Source organism: Lacinutrix iliipiscaria (assembly GCF_042686125.1).
GTDB lineage: Bacteria > Bacteroidota > Bacteroidia > Flavobacteriales > Flavobacteriaceae > Oceanihabitans > Oceanihabitans iliipiscarium.
In genome coordinates, this window is the sequence record NZ_JBHUOV010000007.1 from 90,791 (window position 1) to 106,623 (window position 15,833).

At 32.3% G+C, this 15,833-nt stretch carries 17 protein-coding genes; 9 read left to right on the top strand and 8 right to left on the bottom strand.

From position 1 onward, the window contains the following. The first annotated feature begins 161 nt into the window (after positions 1-161). The 3 genes from ACFS5M_RS10915 (at position 162) to ACFS5M_RS10925 (ending at position 4,993) form a co-directional block, all read left to right on the top strand. On the top strand, positions 162-3,578 hold the full coding sequence (locus ACFS5M_RS10915; protein ID WP_183488635.1) for a methylmalonyl-CoA mutase family protein: 3,417 nt from the start codon (positions 162-164) through the stop codon (positions 3,576-3,578). Between the two features lie 232 nt (positions 3,579-3,810). After that, complete coding sequence (locus tag ACFS5M_RS10920; protein ID WP_183488633.1) at positions 3,811-4,350, top strand: sigma-70 family RNA polymerase sigma factor; 540 nt, start codon at positions 3,811-3,813, stop codon at positions 4,348-4,350. A 28-nt stretch (positions 4,351-4,378) separates the two neighbouring features. Next, entirely contained in the window at positions 4,379-4,993 is a 615-nt protein-coding gene (locus ACFS5M_RS10925; protein WP_183488631.1) for a DEAD/DEAH box helicase, read from the top strand. Here the strand turns inward: ACFS5M_RS10925 and ACFS5M_RS10930 are convergent, their stop codons facing one another. Next, the gene (locus ACFS5M_RS10930; protein ID WP_183488629.1) at positions 4,994-5,389 is read right to left on the bottom strand and encodes a hypothetical protein; all 396 of its coding nucleotides are present in this window, start codon (positions 5,387-5,389) and stop codon (positions 4,994-4,996) included. It abuts the gene before it with no gap. A 119-nt stretch (positions 5,390-5,508) separates the two neighbouring features. Here ACFS5M_RS10930 and ACFS5M_RS10935 point away from each other — a divergent pair, with 119 nt between their 5' ends. Beyond that, positions 5,509-5,958 (top strand): Lrp/AsnC family transcriptional regulator, encoded by a 450-nt coding sequence (locus tag ACFS5M_RS10935; protein ID WP_183488627.1) that lies wholly within the window; start codon positions 5,509-5,511, stop codon positions 5,956-5,958. Here the strand turns inward: ACFS5M_RS10935 and ACFS5M_RS10940 are convergent. Further along, positions 5,955-6,332, bottom strand: a complete 378-nt coding sequence (locus ACFS5M_RS10940) for a VOC family protein (protein ID WP_183488626.1) — start codon at positions 6,330-6,332, stop codon at positions 5,955-5,957. The two genes, ACFS5M_RS10935 and ACFS5M_RS10940, sit on opposite strands and share 4 nt — an antisense overlap. Next, positions 6,329-7,540, bottom strand: coding sequence for an MDR family MFS transporter (locus tag ACFS5M_RS10945; RefSeq protein WP_183488624.1), 1,212 nt, complete (start codon positions 7,538-7,540; stop codon positions 6,329-6,331). Before ACFS5M_RS10945 ends, ACFS5M_RS10940 begins: the two co-directional genes overlap by 4 nt. A 271-nt stretch (positions 7,541-7,811) precedes the next feature. Between ACFS5M_RS10945 and ACFS5M_RS10950 the strand changes: the two genes are divergently transcribed. Further along, a complete protein-coding gene (locus ACFS5M_RS10950) occupies positions 7,812-8,411 on the top strand; it encodes a DUF1684 domain-containing protein (protein ID WP_183488622.1) in 600 nt (199 codons plus the stop codon). 50 nt (positions 8,412-8,461) lie between these two features. Here the strand turns inward: ACFS5M_RS10950 and ACFS5M_RS10955 are convergent, their stop codons facing one another. From ACFS5M_RS10955 to ACFS5M_RS10970, 4 genes are all read right to left on the bottom strand, one after another. Next, positions 8,462-9,682: a T9SS type A sorting domain-containing protein gene (locus ACFS5M_RS10955; protein ID WP_183488620.1), complete on the bottom strand. Its 1,221-nt coding sequence runs from the start codon at positions 9,680-9,682 to the stop codon at positions 8,462-8,464. Positions 9,683-9,694: 12 nt separating this feature from the next. Continuing rightward, entirely contained in the window at positions 9,695-10,723 is a 1,029-nt protein-coding gene (locus ACFS5M_RS10960; RefSeq protein ID WP_183488618.1) for a hypothetical protein, read from the bottom strand. A 78-nt stretch (positions 10,724-10,801) separates the two neighbouring features. Further along, positions 10,802-11,167 (bottom strand): fluoride efflux transporter CrcB, encoded by a 366-nt coding sequence (gene crcB, locus ACFS5M_RS10965; protein WP_183488616.1) that lies wholly within the window; start codon positions 11,165-11,167, stop codon positions 10,802-10,804. 69 nt (positions 11,168-11,236) lie between these two features. Continuing rightward, the gene (locus ACFS5M_RS10970; RefSeq protein ID WP_183488614.1) at positions 11,237-12,277 is read right to left on the bottom strand and encodes an SRPBCC family protein; all 1,041 of its coding nucleotides are present in this window, start codon (positions 12,275-12,277) and stop codon (positions 11,237-11,239) included. 319 nt (positions 12,278-12,596) lie between these two features. Between ACFS5M_RS10970 and ACFS5M_RS10975 the strand changes: the two genes are divergently transcribed. Beyond that, positions 12,597-12,983 carry a pyrophosphohydrolase domain-containing protein gene (locus tag ACFS5M_RS10975; protein ID WP_183488612.1) on the top strand — a complete coding sequence of 129 codons (387 nt, stop codon included), beginning with the start codon at positions 12,597-12,599 and terminating at the stop codon, positions 12,981-12,983. Between the two features lie 35 nt (positions 12,984-13,018). Here ACFS5M_RS10975 and ACFS5M_RS10980 read toward each other — a convergent pair whose 3' ends face one another. Then, positions 13,019-14,086: a branched-chain amino acid aminotransferase gene (locus ACFS5M_RS10980; protein WP_183488610.1), complete on the bottom strand. Its 1,068-nt coding sequence runs from the start codon at positions 14,084-14,086 to the stop codon at positions 13,019-13,021. 120 nt (positions 14,087-14,206) lie between these two features. Here ACFS5M_RS10980 and ACFS5M_RS10985 point away from each other — a divergent pair, with 120 nt between their 5' ends. The 3 genes from ACFS5M_RS10985 to mnmD are packed head-to-tail and all read left to right on the top strand — an operon-like array spanning position 14,207 to position 15,830. Next, positions 14,207-14,716, top strand: a complete 510-nt coding sequence (locus ACFS5M_RS10985) for a DUF4920 domain-containing protein (RefSeq protein ID WP_183488608.1) — start codon at positions 14,207-14,209, stop codon at positions 14,714-14,716. A 3-nt stretch (positions 14,717-14,719) separates the two neighbouring features. Next, positions 14,720-15,154, top strand: a complete 435-nt coding sequence (locus tag ACFS5M_RS10990) for a hypothetical protein (RefSeq protein WP_183488606.1) — start codon at positions 14,720-14,722, stop codon at positions 15,152-15,154. A 1-nt stretch (position 15,155) separates the two neighbouring features. After that, on the top strand, positions 15,156-15,830 hold the full coding sequence (gene mnmD / locus ACFS5M_RS10995) for a tRNA (5-methylaminomethyl-2-thiouridine)(34)-methyltransferase MnmD (RefSeq protein ID WP_183488604.1): 675 nt from the start codon (positions 15,156-15,158) through the stop codon (positions 15,828-15,830). Positions 15,831-15,833: the final 3 nt, after the last annotated feature.

The window sequence follows — 15,833 nt, forward strand, 5'->3', positions numbered from 1 at the left end:
GCGTTTTTTTATTCTAAAAACCACGCTTTCCATTATATCTTTTTGTAAACAAAAAGGATGCCATTTCAATCGTTAACGCAATGCTAAACTATTTTTAAAATTAGCAGCTATATTTTTAATATTCCGTAAATTTGTAGCACAAAAATTAACTTTCATTATCAATGCAACAAATAGCACCATATAAACCAAAACATAAAGTACGTATAGTAACCGCTGCATCATTATTTGATGGTCATGATGCTTCAATAAATATTATGCGTCGTATTATTCAAGCGACAGGAGTCGAAGTGATTCATTTAGGTCATGATAGAAGTGTAGAGGAAGTCGTGAATACAGCCATTCAAGAAGATGCAAATGCCATTTGTTTAACTTCGTATCAAGGTGGACATAATGAGTATTTTAAGTATATGTACGACTTGCTTAAAGAGCGTGGTGCAGAACACATCAAGATTTTTGGTGGTGGTGGTGGTGTTATTTTACCATCAGAAATTAAAGAGTTAATGGATTATGGTATTTCACGTATTTATTCGCCAGATGATGGTCGTGAAATGGGCTTACAAGGCATGATTAACGATTTGGTTGAACAATCCGATTTTGCTATTGGAGATCAACTTAACGGAGAAATTGATCAGCTTCCAAAGAAAAACCCTAAGGCTATTGCTCGCGTGATTTCTTCTGCTGAAAATTTTCCAGATGTTGCTAAAGTCGCTTTAGATCAAATACATGCTAAAAATAAAACCTCTAAAACTCCTGTTCTTGGAATTACAGGAACTGGTGGTGCAGGAAAATCTTCTTTAGTCGATGAATTGGTTCGTCGTTTTTTAATTGACTTTCCAGAAAAAACAGTTGGACTCGTCTCTGTAGATCCTTCTAAACGTAAGACAGGAGGCGCTTTACTTGGTGATAGAATTAGAATGAATGCCATCAATTCTCCTCGTGTATACATGAGAAGCCTTGCAACTCGTCAGTCTAATTTAGCTTTATCAAAATATGTGAATGAAGCCGTTGAGGTTTTAAAAGCTGCCGAATATGACTTAATTATTTTAGAAACCTCAGGAATTGGACAGTCTGATACGGAAATCATTGAGCATTCAGATGTGTCATTGTACGTCATGACTCCAGAATTTGGTGCTGCGACCCAATTAGAAAAAATCGACATGCTTGATTTTGCAGATTTAGTAGCTATAAATAAATTTGATAAACGTGGATCTTTAGATGCATTGCGTGATGTGAAAAAACAGTACATGCGTAATAATAATCTCTGGGATACACCTCAAGATCAACTACCCGTTTTTGGAACGATTGCGTCGCAATTTAATGATCCAGGTATGAATACGCTCTACAAAGCAATCATGGATAAATTGGTAGAAAAAGCAGATTCAGATTTAAAATCGTCTTTTCATATTTCGGAAGAAATGAGCGAGAAGATTTTTGTGATTCCACCTTCAAGAACACGTTATCTATCTGAAATTGCTGAAAGTAATCGTGCCTATGATAAAAAAGCAAATCAGCAAGTTGAAGTTGCTCAAAAACTATATGGAATATACAAAACCATAGAATCTGTTATTGGAAATACTCCAGAATTAGATAAAGCAGGAATTGATAGTAAGTCTGTCAGTTCGAGCACAGTCGAAAACAAAGATTTTGTTAAGCTTTTAATTGGTGAATTCGATCGTGTAAAACTAAATCTTGATCCTTATAATTGGGAAATGATTACTGGTTGGAATGAAAAAGTAAATAAATACAAAAACCCTATTTACACTTTTAAAGTTCGTGATAAGGAAATTAAAATAGAAACACATACAGCGTCTTTATCTCATCTGCAAATCCCTAAAGTGGCTTTACCTAAGTATCAAGCTTGGGGCGATATTTTAAAATGGTGTTTACAAGAAAATGTACCTGGCGAGTTTCCTTATACTTCAGGATTATATCCTTTTAAAAGAACTGGCGAAGATCCAGCACGTATGTTTGCTGGTGAAGGTGGTCCAGAACGTACCAATAGACGTTTTCATTATGTAAGTATGGGATTACCTGCTAAGCGTTTGTCAACTGCTTTCGATAGTGTCACCTTATATGGAAACGATCCAGATCATCGTCCAGATATTTATGGGAAAATCGGAAACGCTGGTGTGTCTATTTGTTGTTTAGATGATGCAAAAAAACTTTATTCAGGTTTCAATTTAGCTGATGTAATGACTTCGGTGAGTATGACTATTAATGGACCTGCTCCTATGTTATTAGGCTTTTTTATGAATGCAGCCATAGACCAACAATGCGAAATTTATATCAAAGAAAATGGTTTAGAAAAAGATGTTGAAGCTAAAATTGCTAAACTCTATAAAGGACAAAAGCGACCAAAATATAATGGCGATTTACCTGAAGGTAATGATGGTTTAGGCTTAATGTTATTAGGTGTTACAGGAGATCAAGTATTACCTGCTGATGTGTATTTAGATATTAAAACCAAAACGATAGCGCAAGTTAGAGGAACGGTTCAAGCCGATATTTTAAAAGAAGATCAGGCGCAAAACACTTGTATTTTTTCTACCGAATTCGCTTTGCGACTTATGGGAGATGTACAAGAATATTTCATTGAAAATAATGTGCGTAATTTCTATTCGGTATCTATTTCTGGATACCATATTGCTGAAGCTGGAGCAAATCCTATTACACAATTAGCTCTCACCTTATCTAATGGTTTTACTTATGTTGAGTATTACTTAAGTCGAGGTATGGACATCAATAAATTTGGTCCTAACTTATCCTTCTTTTTCTCTAACGGCATCGATCCAGAATATGCTGTTATTGGTCGTGTAGCGCGTAAGATTTGGGCGAAAGCCATGAAGCATAAATACGGCGCAAATGCAAGAGCACAAATGCTGAAATATCACATTCAAACATCTGGTCGTAGTTTGCATGCGCAAGAAATTGACTTTAATGATATTCGTACTACACTTCAAGCCTTATATGCAATTTATGACAATTGCAACTCACTACATACTAATGCCTATGATGAAGCCATTACCACACCAACTGAAGAATCGGTAAGACGTGCCATGGCAATTCAGTTAATTATTAATAAGGAATTAGGTCTAGCTAAAAATGAAAATCCAATTCAAGGGTCTTTTATTATTGAAGAGTTAACCGATTTAGTTGAAGAAGCTGTCCTTTTAGAGTTTGATCGTATTACAGAAAGAGGTGGCGTATTAGGTGCTATGGAAACCATGTATCAGCGTAGTAAAATACAAGAAGAAAGCTTGTATTATGAAACCTTAAAGCATAATGGTGAGTTTCCAATTATTGGTGTAAACACATTTTTAAGTTCTAAAGGCTCTCCAACAGTAATCCCAAAAGAAGTTATTCGTGCAACAGAGGAAGAAAAACAATTCCAAATTAAAACCTTAGAGCACTTACATCAAGCCAACGATACGAAAGCTTTACTCAAAGACCTTCAGATTAAAGCCATACATAATGAAAATATATTTGAAGCTTTAATGGACGTTTGTAAAGTGTGTTCTTTAGGTGAAATTACTTCAGCTTTATTTGAAGTTGGTGGACAGTATAGACGTAATATGTAAAAAGTTTTTTAATACATGCATCTTTTTTCAAAAGTTGACGTCTATTAAGTGAACTTAAAAACAGATATTATGAAAAATATAAATGAATGTACTTGCAATTGCGAATCATGTAAAAACGGACAATGTGCTAATTGTACTTGTGAAAATTGTTCATGTTCAAATTGTAACTGTTAAAGTATTTCAGTTCGAGTGAGTATAAATTTACTCGAACTGAATTTAATATTTTAAACCAATGACGACTCAAGACGTTTGGACAAATTATTCAGAAGACATAAAGCGATTTGTTTATAGCAAGGTAAAGGATAAGGCTGTTGCAGATGATATTGTGCAAGACACCTTTATTAAAATTCATATTAAATTACATACCTTAAAAGATAGTGCTAAGCTTAAATCTTGGATGTTTTCTGTAGCTAGGTATACACTTCTAGATTATTTTAGAAAGACAAACCCTACTTTTGAAATTACTGATTATGAACCAGTAACGTTTCCAGAAATACACACACATACTGAAAAAGATTGTTTGCGAGGCATATTAAAAAAATTACCAAAAAAGTACAGGGATCCAATATTTTTATCTGATATAAAAGGCTTAAAACAGCAAGAAGTTGCAGAACAATTAAAGCTTCCACTTCCTACAGTAAAGTCGCAAATACAACGTGCAAGAAAACAAATTGCACAAGGTTTTATGGACTGTTGTGGTTTTGTTAAGAATGACCAAGGTTATTTAGTTGGAGAAATACAAGATAAAGCTGACTGTAAAGTGTGTTCTTAATAGTATCTTTGTGGAGTAAAATGACTGCATGTCCTTTAAAAAACTAAATCCAATATTAAAAGAAGCTATAGAAAATCAAGGGTTTGAATCACCTTTGGCTTTTCAAAAAGAGATTCTGCCTAAACTAAAAGGTGGTGCTAATGTTTATGGAATCGCTCCAAAAGGCTCAGGAAAAACAACAGCTTTAATTATGGCGATTATTCATAAATTGAAGGCAGAAGCTTTTGAAGATTCGCCTCGAGCTTTGATTTTAGTTAAAGACAAACAAGCCACTTTAGACTTAAAAGAAGAATTTGAAAAATTTACCAAACGCACAGATTTAAGATTGTATTGTGCTTATGAAGAATATCCTTTAGACAAACAGCGTGAAGAAGTTTATTATGGTGTAGATATATTGATTGCTACACCAAATCGTCTCAATAAACTTTACTTCATGAACAGCTTACATCTTGGTCAGTTACAACTCTTTGCCTTAGATGATGCAGAATTTTTGGTTCGTAATAACTTTCATAATGATGTGTTACGGGTTACAGAAAGCTTACAAAAATGTCAATATGTAATCTTAGCAGAAGAAATGCATAAAAAATATGAACGTTTACAAGAATCGTTTATGTTTAATGCGCATAAAGTTGAGGTGAAATAATTATAAAGTAAGCATCCAGCTGTTTTGCAGCTTTCTAAAAGTTCGAAGTTCTTTTTGTAAAATAGGAATATAATCTTTTCCGTTACTATTACTTTTTTCTAAACGTTTACAATTTTTATACAAACGATTAGTTAACTGCCTAACAGAAGCAATATGAATGTGTTTTTTATCTGTAGCACGTTCTAATTCAGCATTAATGATTTCTGGAGCTAAAGACACAGATTGTTGAACAATATCGCCTGAAAAATAAATGTTTGAATCTTCACTACCATCATCGTGCAAATACGCTAAATCTTGATTTAAGTATGTAGAGATACTTCTAGACAAAATAAATATTTGCATAGCCTGCTTATATATAGGCAGTTCTGAAAGATGTGTTGGTATATGACGTAGCATTTTAATTTTTCGATTTCCCTCAAAAATAGTCACAAGATTGTACTTTTTGCTTTTGATATTAAAGTAAAATCGTATATTTACTTTAATAATTAAATTATTTATAACGAAATACTTTAAATATGAGTATAGATCGTCTTAATTGGAAGATTCTAAAGTGTTTGCAAGAAAATGCAAGACAATCTAATGCCGAAATTGGAAGGCAAGTTGGTATTACTTCACCTGCAGTTTCTGAGCGTATAAAGAAGATGGAAGACTTAGGAATTATACAAAATCATATCACATTAATCTCTCCTTTTGAAGTTGGTTATCAACTTAAAGCACTAATTACTTTGCATGCTTTTATGGGAAAATTAAAACCTTTTTTAGAAAAAGTAAAGACCTTTGATGAAGTTGTAAATTGTTATCGCATTACTGGGAATGAAAATATTGTTATGGAAGTGGTTTTAAAAAATCAAAAGCATTTAGAAACATTTATAGACCAGCTTATTGTTTATGGTGAAAGTAAAACACAAATTGTTTTGTCGCATGTGGTTAAGAATAATGCAATAAAACCTTTATTGAAAAACTAGTGTATTCGCCAAGGCGGATTTTTCCGATTGTTACCAGCTTTATATAAAATAATATGATTTCCATCTAAATCGTATAAATGTGCTTCGCGCCAAAGCCAAGATTTATCTTCTGGATCACTAGAAAATATAATGCCTTTTTGTTTAAGTGAGTTTACATATTCGTCAATATGCTCTTCTTCAAAATAGAGGCTAATACCTTGACCATTTGGTAATGAATCTACTTTATGAATAGAGAAAGTGCTGTCTCCGTTTGGACATTTAAAACGAACATATCTAGGTAACGCATCAACGATGAGTTGCAAGCCTAAAGTTTGATAAAAGGCGGTAGCTTTTTCAACATGTATTGAAGGAATAGTGACTTGATTTAAATTCATTTTTTAATCGGATTTTTTTTGACATAAATATTTAGTAAGAAAAGTAAAAATGCACAAACACCTCCTAATCCAGTCATAATAAGCCATGTGTTATCAAATCCAAAGCCATCAACTAATCGCATTCCAGCATTATGTCCAAAGATATGAGCAATAGAAAATGCAATAGAGTATAAAGCCATGTATTCGCCTTGATTTCCTTTTTTTGCACGTTCCATCGCAAAGGCATTCGAAAAGGGAAATGCAATCATCTCACCAACTGTCATTAAAAACATACCAACAATTAATACACCTGACCATGTACTTATGTTTAATACAATAAAACTTAAAGCTGTTAAAACTGCACCAAAAAACATAAGACTAGACTTAGAGTGTTTTGAATTTTCTAACCATTTTATGAGTGGCATTTCTAATAAAAAAATAAAAAAACCGTTCGCGCCTAAAAGTAAGCCTATTTGTAATTCACTTAAAACATGTGCTTCTCTGTAATAGATTGGCATCGTTGAGAAATATTGTAAGAAAATAAACCCAAACAAAAACATGGCAATAAGAAAAATAAAAAACGCTTTATCATTGTACGCCGAATCAGGATTTTTCACAATAATATCATCTTGTATTTTAGCTTTTTTAGGGTTTAAAACTAGAAATAGTACAACAGTTGCTAGAATGCAAGTAATACCATCTACCCAAAACAAACCGCCATAACTCATTGTCGTTATTATAAGTCCACCAACAGCAGGTCCAGCAGAAAAACCAAGATTAATGGCTAGACGAATAAGCGTTACGCTACGTGTTTTATTTTCAGGTTTACTATAAGCACTTAAAGCCACGAACATGGCAGGACGAAACATGTCGGCAACGAGCATGACTAAAAAAATACCAACACATAAAGAAGCAAATGTATTTAAAAACTGCAAAGCAATAAATAACACACCAGTTGAAAGTAGGCTTCGGACCATAACTTTATAGTAGCCAATTTTATCGGTTAATTTTCCACCTAGCCAAGAACCAGCAACAGAGCCTAGTCCGAAAGCTGTCATAATCCATCCAACATCTTTAAGTGTGAATTCTAAATCTTCTGTAAGGTATAATGACAAAAACGGAATGACCATAGTGCCTGCTCTATTTATAAGTGTAATTAGTGCAAGCCACCATACCTCTTTAGAGAGTCCGTTAAATGTGTTTAAGTAATTTTTAAATAGCGTTTTCATTAGTTGTTGGTTAATTTTTTACATAAGCTTATTTATTTGTGTCAATTATTGACTAAAAATAAAAAGTCCGACTGAGAAGTCGGACTTTTTAATATTGTATAAATTAATCATAGCATCAGCACAATATATAAGAAGTCCGACTTCTATAAGAAGTGGTTTGTCTTTTGATATATTTTACGACCCAATTAGTCATGATTTTTTATTTTTAATCTCATTCAAAACTAATTAAAATATTTAGATATTGTACTTTTAAATCCAAAAAATATTTAAAATGAAGATTATACTTTACTTTTTAGTGTTTGTAACCACTTTAAGTTGTGCTCAAGACAAGCAACCACTTTTAGGAGAAACAGATTGGCAACGTAAAATGAATGCCGATTTTAAAGACGCATCTAAATCGCCATTAAAAGATAAAGACAGAAAAGGTTTTAAGACACTAGATTTTTTTAAGTTTGATTCTATTTATGTGATAAAAGCCGCTTTTAAAAGAACACCAGAAGAGAAGCCATTTAAAATGAAAACAACTACAGGTCGATTACCTGACTACGTTAAATATGGTGTTGTAGAGTTTCAATTAAAAGGAAAAACACATCAGCTAAATATATATCAAAACATTGAGTTATTAGCTAAGCCAGGCTTTGAAGACTATTTGTTTTTACCTTTTTTAGATGATACTAATGGCGATATGACTTATGGAGGAGGGCGTTATGTTGAAAGTCGAATTCCAGAAGGGAAGGAGCTTATTATTGATTTTAATAAAGCATATAATCCTTATTGTGCTTATAATGAAAAATATTCTTGTCCGATTGTTCCAAGAGAAAATTATATAGATCAAAACATTGAGGCAGGCGTCAAGGCTTTTAAAAAATAAAAGCACCTAGTACGAAACGAGGTGCTTGTTGTTATTTGTTTTAGAGGTTTTTAATTTTTGATGATGCGTTTAGATAATTGCCCTTTATTAGTATCTAAAATAAGAAGATAAATACCATTTTTAAGGCTAGACATTGCAAGAGATTCAACATGTTTGTCTATTTCAATTACTTGCTTTCCAGTAATATCGTATAATTTTAATTTTTGAATTTGAATATGATCTGGCAAGGTTATATTTAAATTTTCTGAGGTAGGATTTGGAAAGCACCTAATTTCTGAAATATCTACGCTATTAATCCCTAAGGTGCCATCAACTTCAAAAGGTTGTCTTTCATACAGAGACCATTCTCCGTTTGAATTTAAAACTCTAATATGTAAATAATGATCACCTTGTGCTAAGCTTCCTGATGTTGTAATACTGAAATCTTCATCAATTATATCGCCAGTAATAGATATCGCCATGCCATTTCCTAAACCAGGATCGACATCAATAAAATATTCAGCAGCTACAATATCGCTAGTATTAGTTTCAGTAATAGGATTCACTTTAAAAGTTTTATGTTCATATAGGCTCCATTCATTATTGCTATTTTTAACGCGAACAAATAAGCGATGTGTTCCAACAGGTAATCCAGAAGTAGAAACAGGTAAAGTTTCATTAATAGTTTCAGCATCAGCTAAGTCTAAAGCAGTTGCTAAACCAATGCCCGGATCTTGGTTGAAGAAATATTCAGCTTCTACAATATCACTAGTATTAGTTTCAGTAATAGGATTCACTTTAAAAGTTTTATGTTCATATAGGCTCCATTCATTATTGCTATTTTTAACACGAACAAATAAGCGATGTGTTCCAACGGGTAATCCAGAAGTAGAAACAGGTAAAGTTTCATCAATAGTTTCAGCATCAGTTAAGTCTAAAGCAGTTGCTAAACCAATGCCTGGATCTTGGTTGAAGAAATATTCGGCTTCTACAATATCGCTAGTATTTGTTTCAGTAATTGGAGCAATTCTAAAGGTTTTATGTTCGTATAAACTGATATCACCATTACTATTTATAGCTCTAATAAAAAGCCTGTGAGTGCCTTCAGTTAACGTTGCAGTTGAAATAGAAAAACTTTGATTTATAGTTTCTGCATCTGGATCGATATTAATATTTGTTGCTAACCCAATACCAGGATCTTCATCAAAAAAGTATTCTAAGCTAGCAATGTCAGACTGCGCTAACGTAACACCAACACAAAAGCAACATAATAATATATATAATGTTTTCATTGTGTTTAAGTTTTAGTTGGTTTTATTAGCATTCGCTTTTAAATTCACATTTAAATCAGCTCCAGCCTGAACGACATTGTTACTAATAGTCATTTCTTCCAGATAAGGTAAAAGGGTTGGGTAACCTCTCAAGTCAAAGTCATAAGAGCCATTGAAAAGTCCAATATCGTTACCATCTGTTCCTAAAGAACCAGAAGCAATGTTATAGTCGTTATCTACATTAAAAGTAGGATTGGTTCCAGGAATATTTATAAATTGAGGGTTCGTATTGTCAAAATTACCCGTTCCGTTTAAAAGTTCTAGAGTTGTGCCTAAATAGCTGTAGCTTAAGCAATTATTAAAAATTACCGTGCCACTTGATTGCCAATTCGTACCATTAAAACTACTAGTGAAAACAAAGATATTGTTTTGAGCGACTAAATCTATTGGATTATTAAAAAACGATTGTGTAGTTACACCATTAAAAGTTATAATGTTATTGTTGAAGATCGTAGAACTATTAAATCCAACTAAGCCATTAGGGTTAACAGTGTCAATGAAATTGTGCGTAATTGTAATATTTGTACTTGTAGTGTTATTTAATATTATACCAACTCCAATAACATTACCTTGAATAGAGGCATTGGTGATTCCTGTGTTTAAATTAATATTATTATTAATAAATGAATTCTCTATAGTTAAGTTAGATCTTACTCCAGAAGACTGTATGTTAGATGTACTGCGAATTCCACTAATTTTTACATTACTTGCTGAAATATTGATGCTACCAAAAGTTGCACTTCTTCCAGCGTTAAGTTCTGGAGTATGGCCATTACCATAAACCGTAACCTCTTTACTTATATTAATATTGCCATAACTAGTAATTGAAGGTTGTACATAAATAATGTCACCATCATTTGCAGCTGCTATAGCAGTAGTAAATGTATTGTACATATGAGAAGGAGACGTGTCTACATTAGTGTTATTGTCAACAATTAAAATGTTTTGAGCTTGACAATAATAAGTAAAAGTAATTGCGACAAATAAAATAATTTTTTTCATAATATGATAAGTTAAGATTTACAATCTCAAATTTCTATAATTATGAAAGACAAAAACATACGTAGTTTGTCGTATATTTTACTTTACTAAATGCATTCCAAGGAAAACAGCTAAAAACCCAATAACAAAACTAGCGATAGAATATAAGGCGAAACTGGTGAAATCACCAGATTTTAGAAACACATGGTTTTCATATGCAAAAGTGGAGAAGGTGGTAAAACCACCACAAAATCCTGTAGCTAACAATAAAGTTTGACTTGATGATAAGGTGTTGTTTTTTGCTGCTAAGCCAAGAATAATACCAATAAGTAAGCTCCCTAAAATATTGGCAAGAAAAGTACCATACGGAATACCATTTCCTGTGCTATTAAGATATTTTCCAATTATAAAGCGAAGGACACTACCAAATCCACCACCAACAAATACGAGCAATATATTCTTCATTAAACAAATGTAATAAAAAACCTTACAGTTTTTAATTGTAAGGTTTTAGTTAAAGTGTAAGATTATTAACTATTTCACAGGATAGTAAATATCTGTTTGGATATCTTCAGGCTTAACCGTTGTAGGATCGTTAACATATAATTCCCAAACTGAAGTTCCGTTCATTTCTATTTTTTTGCTTTGCATATATTCACCTATAGCGATATGAGCTTCATAGTCTCCAGTACCATAATCACCATATTTGGCAATTTTAACTGCTTTTCCACCAGGAACATCAAGGGCTGTCATGCCTTCAGCTGGCGCTAATTCTTTCTTTAGAAGTAATCCGATATAGAATTCTGCTTCTTTAGTTTTTTCGTCCCATTTGGTATAAAAAGTACCTGGTACAAAATCGTCAGGAGTTAATTTATTTTCTGCGGCATACATTCCAGCTTTGGGCATGAATTCCATAAAGAGGGCAGTCATTTCTTCATGTTCTAAATCTGTAGATGTTTTTTGAAGATAACCTATAAATTTACCATCAGTCAATTCAACTTCAACAACATCACCTAGTCTATAACTTTTTTTAGGAGCGTTTTTCATTTGTTCTGTTACGACACCAGATAAGTTTTTTAAACCATCTTCTTGCATTGTGCCTAGCATTTTATCCATTCCACCAGATAACACACCAAAGAGTTTAAACATAAAAGGGTTGCTTTCATTTTTCATTCCCCAAGTTACATTTGTACCACCTTCAGCATCTTCTAAAGTCCAGTAAATATCTGTAGGCTCGTAATCTGAAAATTGTAATTTTAAATCTACTGATTTATTTGGAACTGTATTAACAAGTTCTAAGTTGCCTGGACCATCTTTACTTGTCCAACTACTTTTTGCTCCAATCCCAGTGGTGTTATCAGAATATGATGTAACTATAGTTGAATCATTATCATGCCATGGTCCCCATGATTCCCATTGTTTTAAGTCATTAATATTATTATAAATAACATTTGCTGGTGCATTAATTAGTTGAGTTCGCTTTACATCATAATCATTTGGCTGTATTGCTACATAAATTAGAAAACCAATAATTAATATGAGTAATAAAAATATAATATACTTTAGAGTTTTCATTTTTTAGAATGTATTAGTTTACCCAAAGATAAATAAAAAAGGGGGAAGTTGATAAAGTAAATTTAAAGTGGTTAAAACGATTACTTAAAAAAGAATTTAATAGAAATAATAAAAAGCAGGAATGAAATAAAAGCAATTAAAACCCATATGCTGCCTTTATAATAACGTTTGTGAAGTTTTAGATCTTTTCTATAGGTATAAGCTAGCACAAGAATAAATGCTATTGCGAATAAAATTCCAAAAACCCATTGACCTTTTGTAAACATATTGTTATTTTTATACAAAATTAATGAATTCTAATTACAATTATTTATAACAGATGAAAAATAAAATTGAAGCTGTAAAAGCCTTTCATGAAGCTTTTAAAATTGGTCACAGAGAAACGCCAAAAGCTAATTTAGGTGAAGCTAAAAATAGGTTGCGTTTTAATTTAATGAAGGAAGAAAATGAAGAATACCTAGAAGCAGCAAATGATGATGACCTTGTTGAAGTTGCTGATGCATTAGGCGATATGTTGTATATACTTTGTGGTACAATTATAGAGCATGGCATGCAGTATAAAATTGAAGAAGTTTTTGATGAAATCCAGCGTAGTAATATGAGTAAATTAGGTGAAGATGGTCAGCCTATTTATAGAGAAGATGGAAAGGTACTAAAAGGGCCAAATTATTTTAAGCCTAATATATCAATGATACTAGATAAATAAAAAAGAGAAGCTTTTAAGCTTCTCTTTTTTTATTCTTAAACTTTGTAACGCCAGCCATGCTGGTCATCAGATTTATTATATTGAATATCCATTAATTTTCTTTTGAAAAAAGTGGAGTATGAATCTTCAAGATCAGGAATTTCAAAAACATCTCCTGCATGTTCAAAAGCAGAAATCGGACTAATAACAGCAGCTGTTCCACTTCCAAAAATTTCTTTTAAACTACCATCCATGGCAGCTTCTTTAATTTCTTTTACAGAAACACGACGAATTTCAACATCTATATTATTGTCTTTAGCTAATTGAATAACACTCTTCCTAGTAATACCATCTAAAATTCTGTCGCTCGTTGGCGCAGTAACTAAAGTGTTATTTATTCTAAAAAAGATATTCATAGTACCAGCTTCCTCTAAATATTCATGAGTATTGGCGTCTGTCCAAATTATTTGTTGAAATCCTTTTTTGTTAGCTAAATTAGTTGGGTAAAATTGAGCAGCATAATTACCAGCAGCTTTGGCAAATCCAACGCCTCCATCAGCAGAACGACTAAATTTTTCAGCAAATAAAACACTTAATCTACCTTTATAATAAGCTTTAACAGGAGAACAAATAATCATGAATTTATACTCATTAGCAGGTGCCGCAGAAATTGCAGGTTCAGTAGCGATAACAAATGGTCTAATATAAAGTGCATTTCCATCCCCTTTTTTTACCCAAGCTTTATCTAATTGAATAAGCGTTTTAAGGCCATTTAGAAAATAGTCTTTAGGAAATTCAGGAATTGCTAACCTTGCAGCAGAGATATTAATTCGATTAAAATTATCTTCTGGTCTAAATAACCACACTTCATCTTGATCATCTTTAAATGCTTTCATGCCTTCAAAAACAGCTTGACCATAATGAAAAACTCGCGCAGATGGATCTAGAGTAAGTGCTTGATAAGGCATAATTTTTGGTGTTTGCCATTCTCCATCTACAAAATCACATGAAAACATATGGTCAGTAAACTCACGTCCAAAGTCAATATTATCAAAATCTACATCATTAATTCTTGACTTTTCTACAGTTTCTAAATCGATTTCGTTAGTCAATATTCTACTCATAATATTTTACATTTAATAGGCTGCAAAAATAGAGAATATTAGTGGTATAAAAAAGATTATTTTTTTTTAAAAAAGTGGTATATTTATGCCGTAAAATTTGAAAAAAATAATATTTAAAAAATGAAAAAAATAATATTACTTATTGCAGTTTCTATAGCTATAATTGCATGTAAAAGCGAAAAAAAAGAAGCTGTTGAAACTACAGATGAAATAAAGCAAGAAGTGACGTATAAATCCTTTGGAAAAGAAATTAGTGCAGATAACGCTATAGAAAGTAAATCAATGGCAGAGCACTACAAATCTATGAAAGTAGGAGATAGTGCTGACTCAAAAATGATCGCAAAAGTAGATGAGGTTTGTCAGGCTAAAGGTTGCTGGATGAAACTAAATTTAGATAATGGAGAACAAGTGATGGTAAAGTTTAAAGATTATGGTTTTTTTATGCCAAAAAACATTGCTGGAAAAGAAGTGATAGTTAATGGTAAAGCTTATGTCAATGAAGTCCCTGTTAGCGAACTTCGTCATTATGCTGAAGATGCTGGAAAGTCTGCTGAAGAAATTGCTTTAATTACTGAAGCTGAAAAAACATATTCTTTTGAAGCTGATGGTGTTTTACTATTAGAAGAATAAACAATGAGACATATAATCTGCACTATAATATTGATGACATTATTTGGATGTAATTCTAACAAAGAAGAACAAACAAAAGATGACAGTAAGATAGTTTATGATATGTATGAACCTTCAGAAATGTCATTGCTCATGAACGAGATGTATGACTATAATTTAAAAATAAAAGAGGAAATTCTTGCAGGTGAAATCCCAAAAGAATTTCCTTTAGATTTTCTTAAAATTCATACCGCAGAGCTTTCAGAGTTTAAATCTAGAAATGAAACATTCAAAAGCTTTTCAACTCTATTTATTAATGCTGAAAGAGAAGTCTTTAAACCTAATGATTCTATAAGCATTGAAAGCCGATTTAACAATGCTGTTGGAGTTTGTATATCTTGCCACCAAACCGAATGCACTGGTCCAATACCAAGAATTAAAAAACTATTAATTCAATAGTTTGAAACGCAAAATAATTGTTACAGATGATGGTTCGACAACTATTCATATTCCTGAGTGGAATGAGCAATACCATTCCACACACGGCGCAATTCAGGAAGCACAGCATGTTTTTGTAAAAGCAGGTTTACACCACTATATTTTAGAAAACAAGACTAAAAATGTTGCGATACTAGAAATAGGTTTAGGCACAGCATTAAATGCTTTTATGACTTTATTAGAAGCTGAAAAATTAGACCTACAAATAGAATATCATGGTGTTGAAGCTTATCCAATTTCCTTACTTGAAATCAATCAACTTAATTATCCAGAACAATTAAACGCTATAAAAAAGAAGCAGATTTTTAATACAATTCATGATGTTCCATGGGAAGACATCCATCACGTCACTGATTATTTTCAACTTAAAAAAGTAAACAAGGACTTTTCTGAGATAGATTATGAAGAAACTTTTCATCTCATATATTTTGATGCCTTTGGCGCAAGAGTACAACCAGAGTTGTGGGTAGAATCTATTTTTGAAATCATGTATAAAGCACTTAAAACTCAAGGTGTATTAGTGACCTATTCAGCAAAAGGAAGTGTGAGACGAGCAATGCAAAGTGTTGGCTTTATAGTTGAACGGTTAGAAGGACCTCCAGGAAAACGAGAGATGCTTCGAGCCACTAAACCATAAATT

Bases quoted from the DNA above. Each gene is read 5' to 3' on its own strand.
- ACFS5M_RS10915 (WP_183488635.1), top strand. From the start codon at position 162: ATGCAACAAATAGCACCATATAAACCAAAACATAAAGTACGTATAGTA.
- ACFS5M_RS10920 (WP_183488633.1), top strand. From the start codon at position 3,811: ATGACGACTCAAGACGTTTGGACAAATTATTCAGAAGACATAAAGCGA.
- ACFS5M_RS10925 (WP_183488631.1), top strand. From the start codon at position 4,379: ATGTCCTTTAAAAAACTAAATCCAATATTAAAAGAAGCTATAGAAAAT.
- ACFS5M_RS10930 (WP_183488629.1), bottom strand. From the start codon at position 5,389: ATGCTACGTCATATACCAACACATCTTTCAGAACTGCCTATATATAAG.
- ACFS5M_RS10935 (WP_183488627.1), top strand. From the start codon at position 5,509: ATGAGTATAGATCGTCTTAATTGGAAGATTCTAAAGTGTTTGCAAGAA.
- ACFS5M_RS10940 (WP_183488626.1), bottom strand. From the start codon at position 6,332: ATGAATTTAAATCAAGTCACTATTCCTTCAATACATGTTGAAAAAGCT.
- ACFS5M_RS10945 (WP_183488624.1), bottom strand. From the start codon at position 7,540: ATGAAAACGCTATTTAAAAATTACTTAAACACATTTAACGGACTCTCT.
- ACFS5M_RS10950 (WP_183488622.1), top strand. From the start codon at position 7,812: ATGAAGATTATACTTTACTTTTTAGTGTTTGTAACCACTTTAAGTTGT.
- ACFS5M_RS10955 (WP_183488620.1), bottom strand. From the start codon at position 9,682: ATGAAAACATTATATATATTATTATGTTGCTTTTGTGTTGGTGTTACG.
- ACFS5M_RS10960 (WP_183488618.1), bottom strand. From the start codon at position 10,723: ATGAAAAAAATTATTTTATTTGTCGCAATTACTTTTACTTATTATTGT.
- crcB (WP_183488616.1), bottom strand. From the start codon at position 11,167: ATGAAGAATATATTGCTCGTATTTGTTGGTGGTGGATTTGGTAGTGTC.
- ACFS5M_RS10970 (WP_183488614.1), bottom strand. From the start codon at position 12,277: ATGAAAACTCTAAAGTATATTATATTTTTATTACTCATATTAATTATT.
- ACFS5M_RS10975 (WP_183488612.1), top strand. From the start codon at position 12,597: ATGAAAAATAAAATTGAAGCTGTAAAAGCCTTTCATGAAGCTTTTAAA.
- ACFS5M_RS10980 (WP_183488610.1), bottom strand. From the start codon at position 14,086: ATGAGTAGAATATTGACTAACGAAATCGATTTAGAAACTGTAGAAAAG.
- ACFS5M_RS10985 (WP_183488608.1), top strand. From the start codon at position 14,207: ATGAAAAAAATAATATTACTTATTGCAGTTTCTATAGCTATAATTGCA.
- ACFS5M_RS10990 (WP_183488606.1), top strand. From the start codon at position 14,720: ATGAGACATATAATCTGCACTATAATATTGATGACATTATTTGGATGT.